Origin of the sequence: Sinorhizobium meliloti (assembly GCF_017876815.1) — a bacterium.
Lineage (GTDB): Bacteria > Pseudomonadota > Alphaproteobacteria > Rhizobiales > Rhizobiaceae > Sinorhizobium > Sinorhizobium meliloti.
On the sequence record NZ_JAGIOS010000002.1, the window covers coordinates 1,518,715 to 1,540,797 of the forward strand.

At 63.0% G+C, this 22,083-nt stretch carries 24 protein-coding genes; 15 read left to right on the top strand and 9 right to left on the bottom strand.

Going from position 1 to position 22,083, the window contains the following annotated elements; all coding sequences use genetic code 11:
• The 3 genes from JOH52_RS26005 to JOH52_RS26015 form a co-directional block, all read right to left on the bottom strand.
• The gene (locus JOH52_RS26005; protein WP_003534620.1) at nt 1-591 is read right to left on the bottom strand and encodes an ANTAR domain-containing response regulator; all 591 of its coding nucleotides are present in this window, start codon (nt 589-591) and stop codon (nt 1-3) included.
• Between the two features lie 111 nt (nt 592-702).
• Nucleotides 703-1,434 carry a TfuA-like protein gene (locus JOH52_RS26010; RefSeq protein ID WP_015008371.1) on the bottom strand — a complete coding sequence of 244 codons (732 nt, stop codon included), beginning with the start codon at nt 1,432-1,434 and terminating at the stop codon, nt 703-705.
• Nucleotides 1,435-1,517: 83 nt separating this feature from the next.
• Nucleotides 1,518-1,976: a helix-turn-helix domain-containing protein gene (locus JOH52_RS26015; RefSeq protein WP_010975568.1), complete on the bottom strand. Its 459-nt coding sequence runs from the start codon at nt 1,974-1,976 to the stop codon at nt 1,518-1,520.
• 244 nt (nt 1,977-2,220) lie between these two features.
• Here JOH52_RS26015 and JOH52_RS26020 point away from each other — a divergent pair, with 244 nt between their 5' ends.
• The 9 genes from JOH52_RS26020 (at nt 2,221) to JOH52_RS26060 (ending at nt 10,804) form a co-directional block, all read left to right on the top strand.
• Nucleotides 2,221-2,757, top strand: a complete 537-nt coding sequence (locus JOH52_RS26020; protein WP_015008370.1) for a gluconokinase — start codon at nt 2,221-2,223, stop codon at nt 2,755-2,757.
• 188 nt (nt 2,758-2,945) lie between these two features.
• Nucleotides 2,946-4,109 (top strand): isovaleryl-CoA dehydrogenase, encoded by a 1,164-nt coding sequence (locus tag JOH52_RS26025; RefSeq protein WP_010975571.1) that lies wholly within the window; start codon nt 2,946-2,948, stop codon nt 4,107-4,109.
• 27 nt (nt 4,110-4,136) lie between these two features.
• Complete coding sequence (locus JOH52_RS26030; protein ID WP_088195182.1) at nt 4,137-5,744, top strand: carboxyl transferase domain-containing protein; 1,608 nt, start codon at nt 4,137-4,139, stop codon at nt 5,742-5,744.
• 14 nt (nt 5,745-5,758) lie between these two features.
• The gene (locus tag JOH52_RS26035; RefSeq protein WP_010975573.1) at nt 5,759-6,142 is read left to right on the top strand and encodes a RidA family protein; all 384 of its coding nucleotides are present in this window, start codon (nt 5,759-5,761) and stop codon (nt 6,140-6,142) included.
• Between the two features lie 16 nt (nt 6,143-6,158).
• The gene (locus JOH52_RS26040) at nt 6,159-8,147 is read left to right on the top strand and encodes an acetyl/propionyl/methylcrotonyl-CoA carboxylase subunit alpha (protein ID WP_017272318.1); all 1,989 of its coding nucleotides are present in this window, start codon (nt 6,159-6,161) and stop codon (nt 8,145-8,147) included.
• Nucleotides 8,144-9,013 (top strand): hydroxymethylglutaryl-CoA lyase, encoded by an 870-nt coding sequence (locus JOH52_RS26045; RefSeq protein WP_014530514.1) that lies wholly within the window; start codon nt 8,144-8,146, stop codon nt 9,011-9,013. The genes JOH52_RS26040 and JOH52_RS26045 overlap by 4 nt, the downstream gene beginning before the upstream one ends.
• On the top strand, nt 9,010-9,795 hold the full coding sequence (locus JOH52_RS26050; RefSeq protein ID WP_014530513.1) for a crotonase/enoyl-CoA hydratase family protein: 786 nt from the start codon (nt 9,010-9,012) through the stop codon (nt 9,793-9,795). Before JOH52_RS26045 ends, JOH52_RS26050 begins: the two co-directional genes overlap by 4 nt.
• A 76-nt stretch (nt 9,796-9,871) precedes the next feature.
• A complete protein-coding gene (locus JOH52_RS26055; RefSeq protein WP_017272317.1) occupies nt 9,872-10,243 on the top strand; it encodes an antitoxin Xre/MbcA/ParS toxin-binding domain-containing protein in 372 nt (123 codons plus the stop codon).
• 6 nt (nt 10,244-10,249) lie between these two features.
• Nucleotides 10,250-10,804: an RES family NAD+ phosphorylase gene (locus tag JOH52_RS26060; protein ID WP_014530511.1), complete on the top strand. Its 555-nt coding sequence runs from the start codon at nt 10,250-10,252 to the stop codon at nt 10,802-10,804.
• A 135-nt stretch (nt 10,805-10,939) separates the two neighbouring features.
• Here JOH52_RS26060 and JOH52_RS26065 read toward each other — a convergent pair whose 3' ends face one another.
• The 6 genes from JOH52_RS26065 to JOH52_RS26090 form a co-directional block, all read right to left on the bottom strand.
• Nucleotides 10,940-12,310 (bottom strand): FAD-binding oxidoreductase, encoded by a 1,371-nt coding sequence (locus JOH52_RS26065; protein WP_017272316.1) that lies wholly within the window; start codon nt 12,308-12,310, stop codon nt 10,940-10,942.
• A gap of 111 nt (nt 12,311-12,421) precedes the next feature.
• The gene (locus JOH52_RS26070) at nt 12,422-13,528 is read right to left on the bottom strand and encodes a sulfate/molybdate ABC transporter ATP-binding protein (RefSeq protein WP_015008366.1); all 1,107 of its coding nucleotides are present in this window, start codon (nt 13,526-13,528) and stop codon (nt 12,422-12,424) included.
• A gap of 15 nt (nt 13,529-13,543) precedes the next feature.
• Nucleotides 13,544-14,419: a sulfate ABC transporter permease subunit CysW gene (cysW, locus tag JOH52_RS26075; protein WP_013850796.1), complete on the bottom strand. Its 876-nt coding sequence runs from the start codon at nt 14,417-14,419 to the stop codon at nt 13,544-13,546.
• Nucleotides 14,409-15,275, bottom strand: coding sequence for a sulfate ABC transporter permease subunit CysT (gene cysT / locus JOH52_RS26080; RefSeq protein WP_015008365.1), 867 nt, complete (start codon nt 15,273-15,275; stop codon nt 14,409-14,411). Before cysT ends, cysW begins: the two co-directional genes overlap by 11 nt.
• A complete protein-coding gene (locus tag JOH52_RS26085) occupies nt 15,272-16,297 on the bottom strand; it encodes a sulfate ABC transporter substrate-binding protein (protein ID WP_020479537.1) in 1,026 nt (341 codons plus the stop codon). The genes cysT and JOH52_RS26085 overlap by 4 nt, the downstream gene beginning before the upstream one ends.
• Before the next feature lie 263 nt (nt 16,298-16,560).
• Nucleotides 16,561-17,619, bottom strand: coding sequence for a D-TA family PLP-dependent enzyme (locus JOH52_RS26090; protein WP_017272314.1), 1,059 nt, complete (start codon nt 17,617-17,619; stop codon nt 16,561-16,563).
• A gap of 158 nt (nt 17,620-17,777) precedes the next feature.
• Here JOH52_RS26090 and JOH52_RS26095 point away from each other — a divergent pair, with 158 nt between their 5' ends.
• From JOH52_RS26095 to JOH52_RS26120, 6 genes are all read left to right on the top strand, one after another.
• The gene (locus tag JOH52_RS26095) at nt 17,778-18,620 is read left to right on the top strand and encodes a transporter substrate-binding domain-containing protein (protein WP_017272313.1); all 843 of its coding nucleotides are present in this window, start codon (nt 17,778-17,780) and stop codon (nt 18,618-18,620) included.
• Nucleotides 18,621-18,682: 62 nt separating this feature from the next.
• Nucleotides 18,683-19,345, top strand: coding sequence for an amino acid ABC transporter permease (locus JOH52_RS26100; protein WP_017272312.1), 663 nt, complete (start codon nt 18,683-18,685; stop codon nt 19,343-19,345).
• Between the two features lie 5 nt (nt 19,346-19,350).
• Nucleotides 19,351-20,010, top strand: coding sequence for an amino acid ABC transporter permease (locus tag JOH52_RS26105; protein ID WP_017272311.1), 660 nt, complete (start codon nt 19,351-19,353; stop codon nt 20,008-20,010).
• A 14-nt stretch (nt 20,011-20,024) separates the two neighbouring features.
• Nucleotides 20,025-20,792, top strand: a complete 768-nt coding sequence (locus tag JOH52_RS26110; protein ID WP_020479536.1) for an amino acid ABC transporter ATP-binding protein — start codon at nt 20,025-20,027, stop codon at nt 20,790-20,792.
• A gap of 36 nt (nt 20,793-20,828) precedes the next feature.
• On the top strand, nt 20,829-21,212 hold the full coding sequence (locus JOH52_RS26115) for a RidA family protein (RefSeq protein WP_017272309.1): 384 nt from the start codon (nt 20,829-20,831) through the stop codon (nt 21,210-21,212).
• Nucleotides 21,209-22,069 (top strand): IclR family transcriptional regulator, encoded by an 861-nt coding sequence (locus JOH52_RS26120; RefSeq protein WP_017272308.1) that lies wholly within the window; start codon nt 21,209-21,211, stop codon nt 22,067-22,069. The genes JOH52_RS26115 and JOH52_RS26120 overlap by 4 nt, the downstream gene beginning before the upstream one ends.
• The last annotated feature ends 14 nt before the right edge of the window (nt 22,070-22,083 follow it).

Genomic DNA, 22,083 nt, shown 5'->3' on the forward strand with positions numbered 1-22,083 from the left:
TCACCGGATCAGCAATCCGGCGGCGGTCACGACGCTTTGCGCGATCTCCGAAATCTTTTTCTTCTCGTTCATCGCCGTCTGGCGCAGCAGCGCGAATGCCTCGTCTTCGGAAAGACCGCGCATTTTCATGAGAATACCTTTGGCGCGCTCGACGAGCTTGCGCTCCTCGAGCGCGGATTTGGCCTCCGCCAGTTCGCGCTGAAGCCGGCTGAAGGCCTTGAAGCGGCTGACAGCCATGTCAAGGATCGGCTTGACGCGCTCCTTCTTCAGGCCGTCAACGATGTAGGCCGAGACGCCTGCCTCGACCGCCGCCTCGATAGAGGCCGTGTCGGAGCGGTCCACGAACATGGCGATCGGCCGACCCACCGTGCGGGTCAGCTGGAAAAGATGCTCCATCATGTCCCGGTTAGGGTTTTCGATGTCTATGACGATCACGTCGGGCCGGAGCGTCTCGATGACCCGGGCGACACCGTGAACCTCATGGATCACGGTGACCTTGCCGTGTCCTGCTTCGCGCAGTCCTTCCTCGATGATAGACGCGCGGATGGCGTTCTCGTCAATCACAAGAATGGTGAGGTCGCGATGGGTCATGCCGTATCATGATGCGATGCAGCAATTTCCGCAATATAGATTTGCCTAAATATTTTGCGAAATACTGTAATGACTAAATGTTAGGCTAATGGGGACCCGCTTGGCGCAAATTCAGGCAGGTTCACTTGTGGAAGACGGCAACGGGTCACGTGCTCTCTCCCAGAGGCTGGTCGCATGGAACGTCCATTGGCATTTCACGTGCTCCCGTTCGCCTGTGTGGCTGCGCAGGGCTTCCAGAAGTTCAAGGCCGTCGGCCCGCTTCTGATCGACATAGCCTGACCGCAGTTTCCCGATCAGCGCATCGCCGCTCGTCATCAGTCGCGCGCGCGCAGCGATCGCACCCCAGGTCCGTTCCTTGTAGAACAAGGAGGAGACGGCTTCTTCGACGCAAGCGGCATCTTCGACGGACAGCGATCGCAGTTCCAGGAGCCGGCGGAGGGTGGCCCTGACATTGACGAGGGGAATGGTCAGCGGCGCGTAGCCGAGTTCCTCGGGAGCGTGGAGCAGTGCCACGTCGGAATCGTCCTCGGCCTCGCCAGTTACATATTGGCGAAAGATCTCGCCGATGCCGGCCATTCCGAAATCTGCGCACTCGGCCGCGCGTAGAGCACCCATGCTCGCTGCGCCGAAGACGGCCACGCCCTCGGAAAGGGCGAAGAGAATTTCCTTGTGCCAGACGGGGGCGACATATTCGAAGTTGCCGTCGATAAGGCCGATCGCCGCAGCGCCGTCGCGCACCGCCCGGAGAACATCGCCCTGCCTGGCAGGCGGGCGGATCGTGAGTGTGTCGCCGGCCAACCGCACTGCATCGGGAACGGTCGGGCCAACGAATGCGACTTTCATTCCGCCTCAGTGGATTTGAAAACGGCGGAGGCAGCCTGTCCGCCGCCAATCGTCGTCACGGACAGCTATGTTCATGGCGATCGTCAGCCATGGAGTGATTCCGCGTGGCGAGTTCCGGATTGGGCCGGGGCCTGATCCGCCTCGGGCGTTTGCGCCATAGCCGCGACGAGGGAGATGATCTTCTTGCGAAGCACCGGGTCAGTGATCTTCAGGAAGGCCCGGTTTAGAGCGATACCCTCCTTCGAGGCGACGAAGGATGAAATCTCCTGGGACTCGTGAACATCGGCAGCGGGCTTGCCCGAGTGGACACTGCCTTCGTCCTGCTGGAAGAAAAAGCTCGGATGGACGCCGAGTATGTCGGCGATTGCCTGCAACCGGCTGGCGCCGATGCGGTTGGTGCCTTTTTCGTATTTCTGGACTTGCTGAAAGGTGATGCCGAGCCCGTCGGCGAGCTTTTCCTGGCTCAGACCTATCATCAGCCTGCGCATGCGAACACGCGAGCCGACAAAGGCATCGATCGGGTTAGGATCCTTTTTGTTCATCTGGTAGTCTCCTCGCGAGTTCGATTCAGCTTATGGCATATAAGTTTGCTTGAATGGACGCCGCGATGCAATCAGCACGCGCCGCTTTCTGTGGCAAAACTCAACTTTCCAATGATTGCCGAGTTCGAAACGCCGGCCGGCAGTGCCGCACCGGGGGCAAGGCGCAGCATTCATGTATCGAGACGTTGTCGTCGAATCGGATAGGATCCAAGGGAACATCAGTAGGGAGTGAAAGCCTGAGACAATGAGTGTTGAGTACAAATCAGAAGCAACCGCGGCACGGCGCTTTCCCGGCTCGATCGTCGTCATGGGCGTCTCGGGCAGCGGCAAATCGTCGGTGGGGGAGGCGATCGCCGAGGCTTGCGGCTATCCCTTCATCGAAGGCGACGCGCTCCATCCTCCGGAAAACATCAGGAGAATGTCCGAGGGGATTCCGCTCACCGACGACGACCGCTGGCCGTGGCTCGCTGCGATCGGAGAGCGGCTGGCGAGCCGGGAGCCGGTCGTCGTTTCCTGCTCCGCCCTTAAGCGCAGCTACAGGGACAAGCTTCGAGAAAGTGCTCCCGGTGGCCTGGCCTTCGTCTTTCTCCACGGCAGCGAGTCCGTGCTTGCGGAGCGGATGCACCACCGCACAGGGCATTTCATGCCGTCCTCATTGCTGCAGACGCAGCTTGAGGCGCTCGAGGACCCGAGGGGGGAGGTAAGGACGGTCGCCGTAGACGTCGCCCAGCCGCTGGCGGAGATCGTCCGCGAGGCGCTTGCAGGTCTCGCCCGTCTGTAAGGTTGCGTTTCGCAATGCCTGCCGCCGTCTTTGCACATCGTGCTTGGCACGCCAGCTCTTTGGAAGGAAATTAGCCGACGGCGATGTTATCGTTCACGACGATAGGCGTGCGGCGGCGACAGATCGCAGCGGCTCGCCTCTGCTTGGCGATGGGGAGATCGTGGAGCGGGCGTCGGGAGGAGATGGAAATGTTTGAAGCCGGATTGAACTTCGCGCTCGGCGAGGAGATCGATGCGCTGCGCGCGAGTGTGCGCCGCTTCGCTTCCGAGCGAATCGCGCCGCTTGCCGACGATGCCGACCGCAGCAATGCCTTTCCCATGTCGCTCTGGCGGGAGATGGGAGAACTCGGCCTGCTCGGCATCACTGCCGACGAGGCACATGGCGGTGCGGGACTCGGCTATCTCGCCCATTGCGTGGCGATGGAAGAGATAAGCCGCGCATCCGCTTCGGTGGGCTTGAGCTACGGCGCCCACTCCAATCTCTGCGTCAATCAGATCAACCGCAACGGCAAACCGGCACAGAAGAGCAGATATCTGCCGAAGCTGATTTCGGGCGAGCATGTCGGGGCGCTTGCCATGTCCGAGCCCGGCGCCGGCTCCGATGTTGTTTCGATGAAACTCAAGGCAGACAAGCGCGGCGACCGTTATGTCCTGAACGGCAGCAAGATGTGGATCACCAACGGCCCGGACGCAGATGTCCTGGTCGTCTACGCCAAGACCGATCCGGCAGCCGGACCGCGCGGCATCACCGCTTTCCTGGTGGAAAAGGCATTTCCCGGCTTCTCGGCCGGCCAAAAGCTCGACAAGCTCGGCATGCGCGGATCGAACACGTCGGAACTCATCTTCACGGATTGCGAGGTGCCGGAGGAAAACGTGCTCGGCGGCGTGGGTGAGGGCGTCAAGGTGCTTATGTCCGGCCTCGATTATGAGCGGGTCGTGCTTTCTGCCGGACCGCTCGGGATCATGGCCGCTTGCCTCGATGTCGTCGTCCCCTATCTCCATGAGCGCAAGCAGTTCGGGCAACCGATCGGCGAGTTCCAGTTGATGCAGGGAAAGCTTGCCGACATGTATGTGACGATGAATGCCGCGCGGGCCTATGTCTATGCCGTGGCGGCCGCCTGCGACCGTGGCGAGACTGCGCGTAAGGACGCGGCCGGCTGTATTCTCTATGCGGCGGAAAAGGCGACCGCCATGGCGCTGGAGGCGATACAGGCGCTGGGCGGCAATGGCTACACCAACGATTATCCGGCAGGCCGGCTGCTGCGCGACGCCAAGCTGTACGAGATCGGCGCGGGCACGAGCGAGATCCGTCGCATGCTGATCGGACGGGAGCTCTTTGCCGAAACGAAATAGGCCGAATAGGTAACGCTTGGGGGGAGCATGACAGTATTGCGTTCGCACATTTCGCCATCCTCGGAGGAGTTCAAGGCGAACCGCGCGGCCATGACGGAGGCCATCGCGACGATCGAGGACGCGGTGCGCCTGGCCGCAGCCGGCGGCGGCGAGACGGCGCGCGAGCGCCACGTCAGCCGCGGCAAGCTCCTGCCGCGGGACCGGCTTGCTACTCTCATCGATCCGGGCACGCCTTTTCTGGAGGTCGGAGCCACCGCCGCATATGGGATGTACAACGACGATGCGCCGGGCGCGGGCCTGATCACCGGCATCGGCCGGATTTCCGGGCGCGAGTGCATGATCGTCTGCAACGATCCGACGGTCAAAGGCGGCACCTACTATCCGCTGACGGTCAAGAAGCATTTGCGCGCGCAGGAGATCGCGGCGGAGAACCGGCTCCCCTGCGTCTATCTTGTCGATTCCGGCGGCGCGAACCTGCCGAACCAGGACGAGGTCTTTCCGGATCGGGACCATTTCGGCCGCATCTTCTACAACCAGGCCAACATGTCGGCGGCTGGCATCCCTCAGATCGCGGTGGTCATGGGATCCTGCACGGCGGGCGGCGCCTATGTGCCGGCCATGTCCGACGAAGCGATCATCGTCGAAAAGCAGGGCACTATTTTTCTCGCAGGCCCGCCGCTCGTTCGCGCGGCGACCGGAGAGGTCGTCTCGGCCGAGGACCTTGGCGGCGCCGACGTCCACACGCGCCTTTCGGGCGTTGCCGATCACCTTGCGCGCGACGATGCGCATGCGTTGGCATTGGCGCGCCGCGCCGTTTCGGCCTTGAACCGTGAGAAGCCCTGGACGGTCGAGCGCATCGAGCCGGAGCCGCCACTCTACGATCCGGAGGAAATCGCCGGCATCGTCCCGGCCGACCTCAAGACACCCTATGAGATCCGCGAGGTGATCGCCCGGCTTGTCGACGGTTCCCGCTTCGACGAGTTCAAGGCGCGGTTCGGCACCACGCTCGTCTGCGGTTTCGCCCATCTCCACGGCATTCCAGTCGGCATCGTCGCCAACAATGGCGTGCTCTTCTCGGAATCGGCCGTCAAGGGAGCGCATTTCGTGGAGCTCTGCGCGCAGCGCAGGATTCCGCTCGTCTTTCTGCAGAACATCACCGGCTTCATGGTCGGCCGCAAATACGAGACAGAGGGAATTGCCAAGCACGGCGCCAAGCTGGTGACCGCAGTCGCGACCGTGAAGGTGCCAAAGATCACCATGCTGGTCGGCGGATCGTTCGGGGCAGGCAATTACGGGATGTGCGGGCGCGCCTTCTCGCCGCGCTTTCTCTGGACCTGGCCGAACAGCCGCATTTCGGTCATGGGCGGCGAACAGGCGGCAGGCGTGCTCTCCTCGGTGCGCGGCGAAGCCTTGAAGCGGTCAGGAAAACCATGGAGTGAAGAGGAGGAGGCCCGCTTCCGCCAACCGGTGCTCGATCTATTCGAACGTCAGAGCCACCCGCTCTATGCGTCGGCAAGGCTTTGGGATGACGGCGTGATCGATCCGCGCAAGAGCCGCGACGTGCTGGCGCTGTCTCTGTCGGCGGCCTTGAACGCGCCGATCGAGGAGACGCGCTTCGGACTGTTCAGAATGTGACGAGAGGTCCCGAGATGAAACGCGACAACATCAATGCCCTGAATGCACCGCAGCCGCGCGGGGGGTATTCACAGGCTGTCAGCATCGAGGATTTCCGGCGCGTGCTTTTCGTCAGCGGCCAAATTCCGGTAACGTCGGACGACGTCGTGCCGGAGGGCTTCGAGGCGCAGGCGCGCCAGGTCTGGCTGAACGTCGATGCGCAGCTCAAGGCGGCCGGCATGTCGAAAACCGACATCGTCAAGGTCACGACCTATCTCGCCGACAGGCAGCACGTCATGGAGAACCGCGAGATCCGCAACGACTATCTCGGCTCGTTGGCTCCGGCAATGACGGTGGTGATCACCGGCATTTTCGATTCGGCCTGGCTCATGGAAGTCGAAGTGGTCGCGGCGCAATAGATTGGAAAAGAGGCGTATGTTTTCGAAGCTCCTGATTGCCAATCGCGGTGAAATCGCCTGCCGCATCCTCCGCACCGCGCGACGGCTCGGCATCCGCACCGTCGCCGTCTATTCCGACGCTGACGGAGACGCGCTGCACGTGGCGCTCGCCGACGAGGCGATCCGGATCGGGGGGGCGCCCGCCGCCGAAAGCTATCTGGCGAGCGCTCCTATCGTTCAAGCGGCAAGAAGCGTCGGCGCACAAGCCATTCATCCGGGCTATGGTTTCCTGTCGGAGAACGCCGATTTCGCGGAGGCTGTCGCAGAAGCAGGCATGATATTCGTCGGGCCGCCGCCGGCCGCAATCCGCGCCATGGGTCTCAAGGACGCGGCCAAGGCTCTCATGGAACGATCCGGCGTACCGGTCGTGCCCGGCTACCACGGCGAAGAGCAGGATGCACCCTTTCTTGCCGACAGGGCACGGGAAATCGGCTATCCGGTGCTGATCAAGGCGCGGGCGGGCGGCGGCGGCAAAGGCATGCGCCGGGTCGAGCGGCAGGAGGATTTCGGCCCCGCGCTGGAGGCCGCACGGCGGGAGGCCGAATCCGCCTTCGGCGACGGTTCGGTGCTTCTCGAACGCTATCTGACGAAGCCGCGTCACATCGAGATGCAGGTCTTCGGCGACCGGCACGGCAATATCGTCCACCTCTTCGAGCGCGACTGCTCGCTGCAACGCCGGCATCAGAAGGTGATAGAGGAGGCGCCGGCGCCCGGCATGACGGCCGAGGTCCGCCGTGCGATGGGGGATGCCGCGGTCAGGGCCGCCCAGGCGATCGGCTATGTCGGTGCAGGCACCGTGGAGTTCATCGCCGACGTGACCAACGGCCTCTGGCCGGATCACTTCTATTTCATGGAGATGAACACGCGGCTGCAGGTGGAGCATCCCGTCACGGAAGCGATCACCGGCATCGATCTCGTGGAATGGCAGTTGCGGGTCGCTAGCGGCGAGCCGCTGCCGAAGAAACAGGCCGATATTTCAATGAACGGCTGGGCCTTCGAGGCGCGCCTCTATGCGGAGGATCCGGCCCGGGGCTTCCTGCCGGCGACCGGCCGGCTGACGGAATTGAGCTTTCCCGAGGGGACTTCGCGGGTCGATTCCGGCGTCCGGCAGGGGGATACGATCACGCCCTATTACGATCCGCTGATTGCCAAGTTGATCGTACATGGCCAGAACCGTTCGGCGGCGCTCGGCCGGTTGCAGGATGCTCTCAAGGAATGCCGCATAGGCGGCACGGTCACGAACCGCGACTTTCTCATCCGCCTGACGGAAGAGCATGATTTCCGCTCTGGCCACCCGGATACGGGGCTGATCGACCGGGAGATCGAGCGACTGACCGCTCCGGTCGCACCTGGTGACGAGGCGCTGGCGCTGGCGGCGATAGTTTCGATCGGCGCGCTCGACCCGAATAGGTCGACCGATCCATGGTCGTCGCTCGGCTCCTGGCAGATCTGGGGCGACGCGCACCGCATGGTGGTGATCGCCCATGCGGACGTGCGCGCAACCGTCACCTTGGCTTCGCGCGGCCGTGACCAGTTCGCCGTGCGTGCCGGTGCGAGCACGCTGCCCGTCCTCGTGCTCGACCGCTTCGAGGGCGGTGCCCGGCTCGAGGTGGCCGGGCAGAAGCGCCTGATCCGTTTCTCACGGGATCGCGAGGCGTTGACGCTCTTCCATGGCGGGCGCAACCTGGTGTTCCATGTGCCGGACGGATTGACCGGCGGGCAGAGCAGCGAGATCGCCGACGACGAGTTGGTCGCGCCGATGCCGGGTCTCGTGAAGCTGGTGCGGGTCGGCGCCGGCGACGCAGTGACAAAGGGACAGGCGCTTGTCGTGATGGAGGCGATGAAGATGGAACTGACGCTCTCGGCCTCACGCGAGGGCACGATCGCCAATGTGCATGTGGCGGAAGGCGCTCAGGTCAGCGAGGGCACAGTGCTCGTGACGCTGATGGAGGAGGCTGCGCAATGACGTCGCCGGCAAAGGAGCGCGTCACGATTGTCGAGGTGGCGCCGCGCGACGGTCTTCAAAACGAGTCGCGGCTCGTTGCTACCGAGGACAAGGTCGGGCTCGTCGATCTGCTCTCCGACTGCGGTTACGAGCGCATCGAAGTAACGAGCTTCGTCAGTCCCCGCTGGGTACCGCAATTGGCCGACGCGCCGGCTGTCATGGCTGGTATCGTCCGGCGGCCGGGCACGCGTTACGCGGCACTGACGCCCAATATGCGCGGCTTCGAGGCGGCGCTTGCGGCTAGCGCCGACGAGGTGGCGATCTTTGCCTCGGCGTCGGAAAGCTTCTCCGAAAAGAACATCAACTGCTCGATTGCCGAAAGCATCGAGCGTTTTCGGCCGGTCGCCGAGGCAAGCCGGCATCGAGGCGTTCCCCTGCGGGGCTATGTGAGCTGTGTCGTCGAATGTCCCTATGAGGGCGCGATCGTGCCGGCGGAGACCGCCCGCGTCGCGCGGCTGCTTGCCGACCTCGGCTGCTACGAGATCAGTCTCGGCGACACGATCGGGCGCGGCACGCCGGAAGCGGTTGATGCGATGCTGGCCGCGGCGCTCCGCGAGATCGATGCACCGAAACTCGCCGGACATTTCCACGATACGTCCGGCCGGGCACTGGAGAATATCGCGGTGGCACTGGAGCGCGGTATCAGGGTTTTCGACGCCTCCGCCGGCGGGCTCGGCGGCTGTCCTTATGCGCCGGGAGCGGCCGGCAATGTCGATACGCTTGCCGTGAACGCCTTTCTCGAGGCGCAGGGTTTTGCCACCGGCCTCAACTCGGAAAAACTCGACCGCGCCGCTGCTTTTGCACGATCGCTGAGGAGCACAGCATGACCTTCGATACGATCCGTTGTGCCATCGACCAGCGCGGGGTCGCCCGGGTGACGCTTGCCCGTTCGGAAAAGCACAATGCGCTTTCCGCCACCATGATCGGCGAATTGACGGCCGTCGCAGGCCGGCTCGCAACCGATGCATCGATCAGGGCCGTCATTCTCGACGCGGAAGGCAAGAGTTTCTGTGCCGGCGGCGATCTCGACTGGATGCGTCAGCAGTTTTCCGCCGACCGGCCGACGCGGATTGCCGAGGCGACGCGGCTTGCGATGATGTTGAAGGCGCTGAACGATCTGCCGAAGCCGCTCATCGCACGCGTGCATGGGAACGCCTTCGGCGGCGGCGTCGGGCTGATCAGCGTCTGCGACACGGTGATCGCCGCTTCCGGTGCTCAATTCGGCCTGACCGAAACGCGCCTCGGGCTGATCCCGGCGACGATCAGCCCATATGTCATTGCCCGGACAGGCGAGGCGAGGGCGCGGCCGCTGTTCATGTCGGCGCGGGTGTTCGGTGCGGAGGAGGCGAAGGTCGCGGGCTTCGTGACGACGGTCGTCGACGGCACCATGCTGGACGGGGCGGTCGAAGCCGCGGTGACGGCCTATCTCGTCGCGGCTCCGGGCGCTGCCGGGCGGGCGAAGCGGCTTGCGCGGTCGCTGGGCCTTCCCATCACCGACGCCGTCATCGCCGCAACGATAGAGCAGCTTGCCGATACCTGGGAAACGGACGAAGCACGGGAGGGCGTGTCGGCCTTCTTCGAACGGCGCAATCCCTCCTGGCGGCAATGAGCCGAGATTGCGCTTGAATTGATGGGAAATCGACCCTATTTTTACAGGGACCCGATCAAACCAGGATCGATTTCTCATGATGGCCGTTGATTTCCAGATAGCTGCAGCCCGTTTCGGGGACGATCATTCCCCGTTTCTCTCGGCCCGCCTTGTCGCCGACTGGTTAGGCGTCACGCTCGCCGAACTCGCCAAGCTGATCGGTGTCGCCCGCAATACGCTGACGGCGAAATCCGGCGCCCGGAAGGTCGACAGCGCCTTGAGCAAGGTCGTCCGCATCCTCGCCATGGCTTCCGAAATGGCGGGCGACGAAGCCCGCGCCGTCATCTGGTTCAAGCACCAGCCTATCCCCGGCTGGGGCGGCAAGACGGCGTTCGATCTGGTCGGCGAGGGCAAGGCCGACAAGGTGCTCGCCTATCTCGAATCGGTACGTGCCGGCGTCTACGCTTAAGACGGGATGAGGAAACACATTCCGCCCGCATCGCGACCCGATTCGGAACCGACGTCGCCGGTCGAGCCGATAACGCTCTGGCGCGCCTTCGTTCCGCGCTGGGCACATATGCCGCTATCCGGCGCGGGTGCCGCTCGCTTCGGTGGCCGCTGGAACCCGATCGGCATGCCTGCGATTTATGCTGCGCGCGAGCTTTCCACTGCCTGGGCTGAATATAATCAGGGTTTCGTCCAGCATCCGGCGCTCATCGTGCAGCTCGAGTTGCGCGGGGCGAGGCTCGCGGACCTCACGGATGCCAGCGTTCTTCTGGAGCTTGGTGTGGATGAGGCGATCCATCGCTGCGAATGGCGTGATGCGCTCGACAAAGGCGCGGTGCCGGAGACCCACAGGCTGCAGTCGGAGCTTCTGGCGCGCGACTATCACGGGGTGATCTATCCATCCTTCATGTCGCCCGGCGGCACCTGCGTCGCGCTCTGGCGCTGGAACGGTGCGGAAGAACCGCGTCTCGACGTCATCGATCCCGATGGCCGGCTGCCGAAATCGCCCGCCTCATGGGTTTGAGCCCAAAAAGTGCCCTCATCCGGCCTGCCGGCCACCTTCTCCCCGCAGGCGGGGCGAAGGGGACTAGCAGCGCCGACTTCGTCCCCTCTCCCCGTTCGACGGGGAGAGGGTTAGGGTGAGGGGCAAATTTCCACGCTAAATCGAGCCCAGCACCTTGCCGGGATTGAGAATGCCGTTCGGGTCGAGCGCATTCTTGATGCGCCGCATGAGTTCGAGTTCCGCCGGACTGCGGGAGCGATCGAGAAAGTCGCGCTTCACGAGGCCGATCCCGTGCTCGGCCGATACCGAGCCGCTATAGATGCCGACCAGTCCGTAGACGACGGCGTCGACCGCGTGCGCCGTTTCCTCGGTTGCGCCCGGAACGGAAAAGGCGATGTGAAGGTTGCTGTCGCCGACATGGCCGAAGAACGACACGTGCGCTTCGGGGAACTTGGCCCGAAGCGCCTTGCCGCATTCGTCGGCGAAGCGGCCGATTTCGCCGATCGGCAGGCTGACATCGAAGTTGAGGAGCAGGGGCAGCCGGTCCAGCGCGTGGCCCTCGCGGATACGCCAGAAGGTTTGAACCTCCTTTTGCGATTGCGCGATCAGCGCGTCGTCGATCACGCCGTCCTCCAGGGCTCGCCCGAGAAACGCTTCGAACCGTTCGCGTTCCGCTTCATGGCCTTGCAGGTCCTCTTCCACGATGACTGCGAAAGCGGGAGTGGCTTCGAAGAGCCTGAGCCCTTCGGCCACACAATTGAAACGGAAATAGCTCTCCCATATTGCCTCATATGCGGAGAGGCCGGCGAGTTCCTTCTGTGCCCGCTTGAGCAGGGCGACGACATTCTCATAGCTGTCGAGCGCGCAGAGCGCCGTCAGCCGCCCGGCCGGTAGCGGGCGCAGGCGCAGCACCGCCCGCGTGATAATGCCGAGCGTGCCTTCCGAACCGATGAAGAGCTGCCGCAGGTCGTAGCCGGTGTTGTTCTTGATCATCTTGTTCATCGACGAAAGCACGGTTCCGTCGGCAAGAACGGCCTCGAGCCCCAGCACATTGTCGCGCGCCACACCGTTGCGGATGACCCGGATGCCGCCGGCATTCGTGGCCAGATTGCCGCCGACCTGGCAGGAGCCGCGGGCCCCTAGATCGATCGGCAACAGGAAACCCGCATCCTCGGCCGCGCGCTGGGCGACTTCGAGAGGTGTTCCGGCGAGAACCGTCATCGTACCCGCCGCAGCATCGATCTCCTCGATGCCGGAAAGTCTCTCCAGCGAAATGGCAACGTCGCCAGCGCACGGATTGGCGCCGCCGGCGAGCCCGGTCAAGCCGCCCTGCGGCACCACGGCCTGGCGATGCGCGTTGCAGATCCTCAGCGCGTCGGCGACCTCGGCAACGCTCGCCGGGCGAACGACCGCCAAAGGGAGAATCCGGCCCGTGAGGCTCGCATCACCGCGGTGACGTTCGGCGATCCGGTCGCCGGTGAGCACGGCATCGCCGAGTGCGCTCGTGAGATCATCGATAACAGACATGGAACGGTTTCTACCGCAGGATTCATTTGATCGGAACCGATTAATTCGGCAGATCAAAGCCCGGCGTGTAGACCGCGCGTAACCGCGCTTCCGCAGCCCAGGTTCACCGCCTCACGTGCCGGTGGCTGCGAGCACGGGCGCCTCCGCCTCTATCGGCGGTGCCGCCGCCTTCTGTCCCCCCTTGCGGAATAGCTTCCATCGCGTCGGCCGGAAGGCGATGCGCGTGTGGTCGGTGGAGGCGGCGCGTTCCGGCGGGAGTTCGATCTCGACCGGAGGGTGGGTACGTCCGAGATCGAGTTCCAGATGCCGGGTGCCAGCCACGCGCCGGCTGGCCGTGACCAGGCCGGCGAGGCAACCGCCGCAGCCGTCGATGAGTTCCACGTCGTGCGGGCGGAAATAGAGGGTTGCGGGGCCGTCCGGCTCGTTCCCGGCACGAAGGCCGATCGGGCGGTCCTCGTGCCAGATTTCACCATTGGCGAGGGTGACGTCGAGGCAGTTCGACTGGCCGATGAAGCCGTAGACGAAGGGCGAGACCGGATGGTCATAGATCTCGTCGGGCGTGCCGACCTGCTCGATCGCGCCCTTGCTCATCACGACGACGCGGTCGGCAAGCTCGAGTGCTTCCTCCTGGTCGTGGGTGACGAAGATCGTCGTGTGGCCGGTGCGGTCGTGGATTTCGCGCAGCCACCGCCTCAGCTCCTTGCGCACCTGCGCATCGAGCGCGCCGAAAGGCTCGTCGAGGAGCAGAACGTTGGGTTCGACGGCCATGGCGCGGGCGAGTGCGACGCGTTGGCGCTGCCCGCCGGAAAGCTGGGCCGGGTAGCGTTTCTCCAGCCCGGAGAGCTGCACCAGTTCCAGCAGGTCGAGCGCCCTGCGGCGGATGTCGGCAGCCGCCGGCCGCAGTTTGGCGGGCCGCACCTTCAGACCGAAGGCGACGTTGTCGAGCACCGTCATGTGGCGGAAAAGCGCGTAATGCTGGAAAACGAAGCCGATGTTGCGTTCCTGCACGGTCTTTTTCGACGCATCCTCGTCGCCGAAGAAAATCGTACCTTCGGTCGGGCTTTCGAGCCCGGCGACCAGCCTCAGCAGCGTGGTCTTGCCGGAGCCGGAGGGGCCGAGGAGCGCGATCAGTTCACCCGACCGGATGTCGAGGGAAACGTCTTCGAGTGCGGGAAAGCGGCCGAATTCCTTGCGTATGTTCTGGACGCGGACTTCCATGGAGGTCTGGACCTTTCAGTGCCTGCGGCTGGCAGCGATCTCGTCGCTGTAGCGAAGTTCAAGAGCAGTCTTCAAAACGAGCGTTACCAGCGCCAGGAGCGCGAGGAGCGCTGCCACCGCAAATGCGGCGACGAAATTATATTCATTATAGAGGATTTCGACCTGCAACGGCATGGTGTTCGTTTGGCCGCGAATATGGCCGGACACGACCGAGACCGCACCGAACTCGCCCATGGCGCGGGCATTGCAAAGAAGCACGCCGTAGAGCAGGCCCCATTTTATATTGGGAAGCGTCACATGCCAGAAGGTCTGCCAGCCGGTGGCCCCGAGCGAGAGTGCCGCTTCCTCGTCGGCCGTTCCCTGTTCCTGCATCAGCGGAATCAATTCACGCGCGACGAAGGGGAAGGTCACGAAGACGGTGGCGAGCACGAGGCCGGGAACGGCAAAGAGGATCTGGATGCCGTAGCTCTGCAGGATCGGTCCGAGCACGCTGTGGGAGCTGAAAAGCAGCACGAAAACGAGGCCGGAGATCACAGGCGAAACGGAGAAGGGAAGGTCGATCAGCGTCGTCAGGAACGCCTTGCCCTTGAACTCGAATTTCGCGATGGCCCAGGCAGCCGCCACCCCGAAGACGAGATTGAGCGGCACGGCGATCCCCGCGACGAGCAGTGTCAACCGGATTGCGGAAAAGGTCTCGGGATCGCCAAGCGCCGTGACGAACTCCATCGCTCCTTTGCGGAACGCCTCGATGAACACCGTGGCGAGCGGCAGAAGCAGGAAGAGCGCGACGAAACCGAGCGCTACGATGGTCAGGACCACGCGCGAAAGCCGCGTTTCCGACGTTGCGGCCGTCACAAGCGTATTAGAGGCGTAGCCGGCATCATGCGCCATAACCATATCTCCGTCTGCTCCACGCCTGGATCACATTGATGACCAGCAGCATCATGAAGGAAAGCAGGAGCATCACCGCGGCGATCGCAGTTGCTGCCGGATAGTTGAACTCCTCCAGGCGGATGACGATCAGAAGCGGCGCGATCTCCGAGACATAGGGTAGGTTGCCGGCGATGAAGATCACCGAACCATATTCGCCGACGCCGCGGGCAAAGGCGAGTGCGAAGCCGGTCAACCCGGCAGGCAGGAGACCGGGCAACAAGACCCGGCTGATCGTCTGGAAGCGGGTGGCGCCGAGGGTCGCAGCCGCCTCTTCGACTTCCTTGTCGATCTCTTCCATGATCGGCTGCACGGTACGCACGACGAAGGGCAAGCCGACGAAGATCAGCGCCACGACGATCCCGGCAGGGGTGAAGGCGATCTTGATGCCGAGCGGAGCGAGCAGCGAGCCGATCCAGCCGTTCGGCGCATAAAGCGTCGTCAGTGCAATGCCGGCGACCGCTGTCGGCAGGGCGAAGGGCAGATCGACCATGGCGTCGATCACGCGCTTGCCGGGGAAGCGATAGCGCACGAGAACCCAGGCGAGGAGCACGCCGAAGACGAGGTTGACGACGGCTGCGATGAAGGCCGTGCCGAAGCTGATCGTCAATGCGTTGACCGTGCGCTCGTCAAGCGCCAGCTCCATGAATTTCGACCATCCGAGGCCACTGGAGCGCCACAGCAGACCGGAGAGAGGAATGAGGACGATGATGGTGAGCCATGCCAGCGTGACGCCGAGCGCCAATCCGAAACCCGGAATGACGCTCGGCTGCCGGAACCGCCATCGCGTGCTGCTGCGAGCGGCCATGGATATCATTGCCCCGGTCTGTAGATCTGGTCGAAGACCCCGCCATCGCCGAAGAATTTCGGCTGAGCTTCCTTCCAGCCGCCGAAATCGTCGATCGATACGAGCTTCAATTCGGTGAAGCGCGCGGTGTCCTTGGGATCCGCCAGTTCAGGCTTGAACGGCCGGTAGTAGTGCTTGGCCGCGATCTTCTGCCCGACATCGCTGTAGAGATAGTCGAGATAGGCCTCGGCGACCTTGCGCGTGCCCTTGCTGTCGACGTTGCCATCGACCAGCGCAACGGGGGGCTCGGCCTTGATCGAGATCGACGGCGTGACGATGTCGAAATTATCGGGGCCCAGCTCTTCCAGTGACAGATAGGCTTCGTTCTCCCAGGCCAGCAACACATCGCCAAGGCCGCGCTGGACGAAGGTGGTCGTCGCGCCGCGCGCGCCGGTGTCGAGAACCGGCACATGCTTGAAGAGCTGCGCCACATATTCTTGCGCCTTCGCATCGTCTCCGTTATTGGCGGCACGTGCCCAGGCCCAGGCGGCCAGGAAATTCCAGCGAGCGCCGCCCGAAGTCTTCGGGTTGGGCGTGATCACCTGCACATCCTCCCTGACGAGATCGCCCCAATCCTTGATGCCTTTGGGGTTGCCCTTGCGGACGAGGAAGACGATGGTCGAGGTGTAGGGCGCGCTGTTGTTATCGAAGCGGGACTTCCAATCGACGGGGATCTTGCCGCTTTCCTTGGCGATCGCGTCGATATCCGCTTCGAGTGCCAGCGTCACGACGTCCGCCTCCAGGCCGTCGATGACCGAACGGGCCTGCTTGCCGGAACCGCCATGCGATGTCTGGATCGTCACGGTTTCGCCGGTGTCGGCCTGCCATTTTTCGGCAAAGGCCGCATTGAATTCCTTGTAAAGCTCCCGAGTCGGGTCGTAGGACACGTTCAGAATTGTCGTGTCCGCATGCGCGAGGCTAATCGAGCCAAGTTGCAGGCTTCCGACGATAAGCGCCAATTTCACTATTCCGGCAAGACTATTCGAGCTCATTTCGACCTCCATCTTTTGCCAGATAAAGCTACCGATTTGGTAGACTACGGCAACGCAAACTTATGATGCTTCGAGGTGGATTCTTGAAAAGTCCTATCAATATGCGAGCTGCTGAAAGAATGCCGTGCCTGTCATCGGTCTTGGGCCACATCGCCGATAAGATAGCACGACATTTTAGAAATGCACTGAAATAGTGGACTAATAGTTTTCGGCTGACGACAGGCCCTGAGCTCTCCCTTTGCGGCGTCGTGACCGGGCGCCGATCAGAGGACGCGGCCGCGGGCGACAACCGGCCATGTCCCTTTTGGCCCCCCGCTCTCGATGACGTGGACTGCGTCGACCATGTTGGTCACGACGCAGGCATGGTTCGGAACGATGCGGACCAGTTCGCCGACATGGAGACCGATCGGACCGTCCGAGACAAGGCGGCCATGCTCCTCGGAGAGCTGGTCGATACGTATGTCGTCGCGGCCGAGCACGTGGCCGTAGCCGGTGAGACCTAGCAGGTCGGATGTCAGGACCTTGCTGCCGGCGTCGATGATCGCCCGGTTTTCGCTGGGAACCGAGACCACGGTCGCGAGCACTGTGAGGGCACAGTCTTCCCATGATGCCACGCCACGGGCAACCAGCGACCGATCGTTGTAGATGTACGTGCCCGGCCTGTGCTCGCTTGCTATCGGCGCTTCGGCTGCCTGCATCATACCGGGCGTGCCCCCTGATGTAATGCACGGAACTTCGAGCCCCTCTGCCTCGATCAGCCGCTTCGCCTCGCTCATGAAGGCCTGGACGCGTGCGGCGCCATCGGCCGGCGGATAGGTCATCAATCCGCCGAAGCGCAGTCCCGGTGCCTCGGCGATGCGCCGGGCAAGGCGCGCCGCCTCGGACGGAGTCCCGACGCCGCAGCGATCTGCCCCGGTGTTGCATTCGACGAGCACGGTCAAGGGCTTACCGGCATCGGCGAAGAAAGCTGCGAGCCCGTCGACGACGGTCGCATTGTCCCCAACGACGCTGACCGTCACCCTCTCGTTGAGCCGCGCCAGCCGCGCGAGCTTCTCCTCGCCGAGGAGGTTGTAGGTGATCAGCACGTCCTTGATCCGGGCGCTGCCGTCGACCATCGCCTCCGCCTCCGTCACCTTCTGGCAGGTGATGCCGATCGCCCCTGCATCGAGCTGCAGCTCCGCCATCTGCGGAAGCTTGTGGGTCTTTATGTGCGGGCGCACGCGGATGCCGTGCCGGTCGGCATAGGCCTGAAACGCAACGACATTGCGACGGGCGATATCGAGATCGACCAGCACGGCGGGAGTTTCGATCGGCAGGGTCATGCGGGCGTTTCCTCAATGCGAATTGGATCGGCGGCGAATGTAGCCGATCCTGCTTGACAAGTAATGGCCCAAGGCATTTGATGGGTCAATCCGTTATTCAGGACGCATGTCCAATATACCGGAAATCTATGCGTGGGAACAAAAGGGGAGATCTTTCGATGATCAGCAAATTCACGGTCGCCGCGAGCTTCGTCGCCGCCGTGCTGGCGGCAATGCCGGCGCAAGCGCAACAGGCATCGAGCAAGCTCGACGAAGTTCTGAGCCGCGGCCATCTGATACTCGGTACCGGCAGCACAAACGCGCCGTGGCACTTCAAGAGCGCCGAAGACAAGCTCCAGGGTTTCGACGTCGACATGGGCCGTATCATCGCAAAGGCGCTGTTCGGCGATCCGGAGAAGATCGAGTTCGTCAACCAGTCGTCCGATGCCCGTATTCCGAACATCACCACCGGCAAGGTGGATATCACCTGCCAATTCATGACGGTTACCGGGGAACGCGCTCAGCAGATCGCCTTCACAATTCCCTATTACCGTGAAGGCGTCGGCCTAATGCTGAAGGCGGACGGCAAGTATGCCGATTATGACGGGCTGAAAGCTGCCGGCTCGTCGGTAAAGATTTCCGTGCTGCAGAACGTCTATGCCGAGGACATGGTCCATGCGGCCTTGCCGGAGGCGACGGTCGACCAGTACGAATCCGTCGACCTGATCTATCAGGCGCTCGAATCCGGACGCGCCGATGCCGCCGCCACCGACCAGTCCTCGCTCGCCTGGTACATGACCCAGAACTCCGGGCGCTACAAGGACGCAGGCTATGGCTGGAATCCGCAGACCTATGCTTGCGGCGTCCGGCGCGGTGATCAGGACTGGCTGAACTTCGTCAACACGGCGCTGCACGAAGCCATGACCGGTGTCGAATTCGATTTCTATGCCAAGTCGTTCAAGACCTGGTTCGGCAAGGACCTCACCCCGCCGCAGATCGGTTTCCCCATCGAGTACAAGTGAGCCCTGCCAATGGCGGCTCCGCCTGTTGGCGGAGCTGCCTGTACCATGAAACGGCTGCTTCCATGACATATTCCTTGAACTTCGCGGCTGTGTGGCGCTCGTTCGACCTACTTCTCGAAGGCCTGGCGCTCAGCCTCGGCCTGGCATTTGTCGCGATCCTCGCCGGTTGCGTGATCGGGCTGATCACGGCTTTTGGGCTCGTTTCCAGGAGGGCGTTGCTGCGCAAGCCTGCCGGGCTCTACGTCACCGTGATCCGCAACACGCCGGTCCTTGTCCTCGTCCTCTTCAGCTATTTCGCGCTCCCAGAGCTCGGGGTCCGGCTCGGCAAGATCGAGAGCTTCGTGGCGACGCTTGCAATGTATTCGGGGGCCTATCTTGCCGAAGTGTTTCGCGGCGGTCTCATCGCCATACCGCCGGGACAGCGGGAGGCGGGGCTCGCGATCGGGCTTACGGAGATGCAGATCCGCACGTCGATCATCATTCCGCTGATGCTGCGCAGCGTCCTGCCGTCGCTCGGCAGTACGATGATCTCGCTTTTCAAGGATACCTCGCTCGCCGCCGCGATCGCCGTTCCGGAACTCACCTTCGAGGCACGCAAGATCAACGTCGAGACCTTCCGCGTCATCGAGACCTGGATCGTTGCGAGCTGCCTCTATGTCGCAACCTGTTCGCTGCTGGCCGCGCTGATGCGCGCCGCCGAGCGGCGTCTTGCAGTGCCGAGGTGACCGTCATGGATTTCTCTTTTCTCGATCAGCTCTGGCTTGCCCGCATTCCGCTCCTAAAGGGGCTCGGCGTCTCCGTCTCGATATCGCTTCTCTCGATCGTCCTCGGCACCGTGCTGGGCGTTTTCGTCGGTCTGGCGCTCGTCTACGGATTTCGTCCCGTCAGGTGGATCGTGCGCGGTTACACCGATTTTATCCGCGGCACGCCGGTGCTCGTCCTGGTGCTCGCGAGCTACTACGTCCTGAGCACAATCGGCATCGATCTCGGGCCGTTCCAGGCCGGTGTTCTGGCGCTTGCCGTCTTCTGCAGCTCGCATGTAGGCGAACTGGTGCGCGGCGCGCTGCAATCGATCCCCAAGGGACAGACCGAAGCCGCCAAGGCGATCGGTTTGACCTTCGCGCAAACCTTCACCTATGTGCTCGGCCCGCAGGCGTTGCGGCAGGCACTTCCTGCCTGGGTCAACACTGCGGCCGAGATGGTCAAGGCATCGACGCTACTTTCGATCATCGGCGTGAGCGAGTTGCTGCTGCGGACGCAGGAGGTGATCTCCCGCACCTTCATGAGCCTCGAATTCTATTTCTTCGCGGGCTTTCTCTATTTCGTCATCAATTACGGCATCGAGCGCTTCGGCCGTTACGTCGAGCGCAAGACCGCCGTTCCATCGTGAGGCTTCGCAATCCGATGACCAATCTTCTCGAAATCCGCGATCTTCACAAACGCTACGGCACGGTCGAGGTGCTGAAGGGGGTCGATTGCTCGATGCGCCAGGGGGAGGTGATCAGCATCATCGGCTCCAGCGGCTCCGGCAAGACGACGATGCTTCGCTGCATCAACATGCTGGAGGAGTTTCAGGGCGGCACGATCGCCATCGACGGCCAGGAGATCGGCTACGAGACTGCAGGAGGCGCTCGCCGGCGCAAGCCTGAGCGGGAGATCGCCCGCCAGCGCGCGCTGACCGGCATGGCCTTCCAGCAGTTCAACCTGTTTCCGCACATGACCGCCGCCGCCAATGTCATGCTCGGGCTCGTCAAGGTGAAAAAGATGAGCCGCGACGAGGCGATGGTGCTTGCCGAGAAATGGCTCGATCGGGTCGGCCTGCTCTCGCGCAAAGATCATTATCCGGGGCAGCTTTCCGGCGGCCAGCAGCAACGCGTGGCGATCGCCCGTGCCATCGCCATGAATCCGAAGCTCATGCTCTTTGACGAGGTCACTTCGGCGCTCGATCCGGAGCTCGTCAACGAGGTACTGCAGGTCATCAAGGGGCTCGCCGAGGATGGGATGAGCATGCTGATCGTCACCCACGAGATGCGCTTCGCCTACGAGGTCTCGTCCCGGGTGATCTTCATGAACCAGGGGCGCATCGGCGAGGAGGGGGATCCGCGCGAGATGTTCCTGAAACCGAGGACCGAACGCCTGGCGGAGTTTCTGAAGACCTCGACGTTCAACTGAGCAACCAATGAATTTGAAGAAGAAGTGGAGTGAAGCGTGACGATCAAGCGTTATGGAACGGGCGAAACCGGTGCGGGCAAGCAGCACCTTCCATTTGCACGCGCCGTGGAGGCGAACGGGTGGCTCTATCTTTCCGGTCAGGTCGCCATGGAGGCGGGCGAGATCGTCGGCGGCGGGATCGTCGCGGAAAGCCGCAAGGCGATCGAGAACATGATCGCAATCCTGCACGAAGCCGGCTATGGGCTCGAAGATGTGGTGCGTGTCGGCGTCTGGCTCGACGACCCGCGTGACTTCTGGACCTTCAACGGCGTCTATGCGGAGTATTTCGGCGCCAACCCGCCGGCCCGCGCCTGCGTCCAGTCACGCATGATGGTCGACTGCAAGGTCGAAGTTGACTGCGTCGCCTACAAGGCTAAATGAGGTCAATTCTCAAGGACCGGAACGGAAGCGGCAAGGAGGGCGCGGTGGCGGAGGCGGAAGACACGATCAATCGCAGGGCAAGGGGTCTCGACCGGGCCTTCGAGATCCTCGATTTCCTGCGTTTGCAGCGTCAACCCTTGCGCCCCAACGAAATCGCGCAAGGGATCGGCGCGCCGCGGTCGTCGATCTATGAGCTCGTCAACCTGCTCGTCCGCCAGGGGATCATCGAATATCGCGGCGATGACGGCCGCGTCTTTCTCGGGCGCAAGCTCTATTTCCTCGGCGCGGCCTATGCCGAACAGTTCGACCTGATGCGCGAAAGCGAGCATCTTCTGGCGCGCATCGCCGAGGAGACGCGCGAGACGGCGCAGATGTGCCAGCTCGAAGGCAACAAATATGCCGTCGTTCTGATGAACGAGGGGAGCCGTCCGTTCCGCATCTCCACCAATATCGGCGAGCCCGTCGCCATTCCGTGGACCGCGTCCGGCCGTCTCCTCGTCGATCACATGAGCGACGAGGAAATACTGGCATTCATACCGCAGGAGGATTTCGTCCTGCCGGATGGCACGCGTCTCGAGCCCTCCGAATTCATCGCCCAGGTCCGCAATGCCAAGAAGGAAGGCTATTTCACCTTCAACAGCATCGTCGACAGCTTCACCCATTGCTTCGCCGTGCCGGTCTACGACGCCGAAGCGATCTGCATCGCGACGCTCTGCCTCGTTGCCCCGAAAGAGGACGGTCTGCGCAATCGAGACGCCTATCTTCGCGTGCTGATCGAGGGAGCTGGCGAGCTTTCCGAGAAGCTTGGCTATCGCAGCGACCGGAAGGCTTCGGCACGGGCGGCTGCCGGCCGGTGACAGGCGCCTCCGCT

What these genes read in the sequence shown, in the direction of transcription:
- JOH52_RS26020 (WP_015008370.1), top strand. Translation starts at nt 2,221, where the DNA reads ATGAGTGTTGAGTACAAATCAGAAGCAACCGCGGCACGGCGCTTTCCC.
- JOH52_RS26015 (WP_010975568.1), bottom strand. Translation starts at nt 1,976, where the DNA reads ATGAACAAAAAGGATCCTAACCCGATCGATGCCTTTGTCGGCTCGCGT.
- JOH52_RS26105 (WP_017272311.1), top strand. Translation starts at nt 19,351, where the DNA reads ATGGATTTCTCTTTTCTCGATCAGCTCTGGCTTGCCCGCATTCCGCTC.
- JOH52_RS26030 (WP_088195182.1), top strand. Translation starts at nt 4,137, where the DNA reads ATGACAGTATTGCGTTCGCACATTTCGCCATCCTCGGAGGAGTTCAAG.
- JOH52_RS26065 (WP_017272316.1), bottom strand. Translation starts at nt 12,310, where the DNA reads ATGTCTGTTATCGATGATCTCACGAGCGCACTCGGCGATGCCGTGCTC.
- JOH52_RS26005 (WP_003534620.1), bottom strand. Translation starts at nt 591, where the DNA reads ATGACCCATCGCGACCTCACCATTCTTGTGATTGACGAGAACGCCATC.
- JOH52_RS26045 (WP_014530514.1), top strand. Translation starts at nt 8,144, where the DNA reads ATGACGTCGCCGGCAAAGGAGCGCGTCACGATTGTCGAGGTGGCGCCG.
- JOH52_RS26055 (WP_017272317.1), top strand. Translation starts at nt 9,872, where the DNA reads ATGATGGCCGTTGATTTCCAGATAGCTGCAGCCCGTTTCGGGGACGAT.
- JOH52_RS26070 (WP_015008366.1), bottom strand. Translation starts at nt 13,528, where the DNA reads ATGGAAGTCCGCGTCCAGAACATACGCAAGGAATTCGGCCGCTTTCCC.
- JOH52_RS26095 (WP_017272313.1), top strand. Translation starts at nt 17,778, where the DNA reads ATGATCAGCAAATTCACGGTCGCCGCGAGCTTCGTCGCCGCCGTGCTG.
- JOH52_RS26110 (WP_020479536.1), top strand. Translation starts at nt 20,025, where the DNA reads ATGACCAATCTTCTCGAAATCCGCGATCTTCACAAACGCTACGGCACG.
- JOH52_RS26120 (WP_017272308.1), top strand. Translation starts at nt 21,209, where the DNA reads ATGAGGTCAATTCTCAAGGACCGGAACGGAAGCGGCAAGGAGGGCGCG.
- JOH52_RS26100 (WP_017272312.1), top strand. Translation starts at nt 18,683, where the DNA reads ATGACATATTCCTTGAACTTCGCGGCTGTGTGGCGCTCGTTCGACCTA.
- cysW (WP_013850796.1), bottom strand. Translation starts at nt 14,419, where the DNA reads ATGGCGCATGATGCCGGCTACGCCTCTAATACGCTTGTGACGGCCGCA.
- JOH52_RS26010 (WP_015008371.1), bottom strand. Translation starts at nt 1,434, where the DNA reads ATGAAAGTCGCATTCGTTGGCCCGACCGTTCCCGATGCAGTGCGGTTG.
- JOH52_RS26035 (WP_010975573.1), top strand. Translation starts at nt 5,759, where the DNA reads ATGAAACGCGACAACATCAATGCCCTGAATGCACCGCAGCCGCGCGGG.
- JOH52_RS26090 (WP_017272314.1), bottom strand. Translation starts at nt 17,619, where the DNA reads ATGACCCTGCCGATCGAAACTCCCGCCGTGCTGGTCGATCTCGATATC.
- JOH52_RS26085 (WP_020479537.1), bottom strand. Translation starts at nt 16,297, where the DNA reads ATGAGCTCGAATAGTCTTGCCGGAATAGTGAAATTGGCGCTTATCGTC.
- JOH52_RS26060 (WP_014530511.1), top strand. Translation starts at nt 10,250, where the DNA reads ATGAGGAAACACATTCCGCCCGCATCGCGACCCGATTCGGAACCGACG.
- JOH52_RS26025 (WP_010975571.1), top strand. Translation starts at nt 2,946, where the DNA reads ATGTTTGAAGCCGGATTGAACTTCGCGCTCGGCGAGGAGATCGATGCG.
- JOH52_RS26050 (WP_014530513.1), top strand. Translation starts at nt 9,010, where the DNA reads ATGACCTTCGATACGATCCGTTGTGCCATCGACCAGCGCGGGGTCGCC.
- JOH52_RS26040 (WP_017272318.1), top strand. Translation starts at nt 6,159, where the DNA reads ATGTTTTCGAAGCTCCTGATTGCCAATCGCGGTGAAATCGCCTGCCGC.
- cysT (WP_015008365.1), bottom strand. Translation starts at nt 15,275, where the DNA reads ATGATATCCATGGCCGCTCGCAGCAGCACGCGATGGCGGTTCCGGCAG.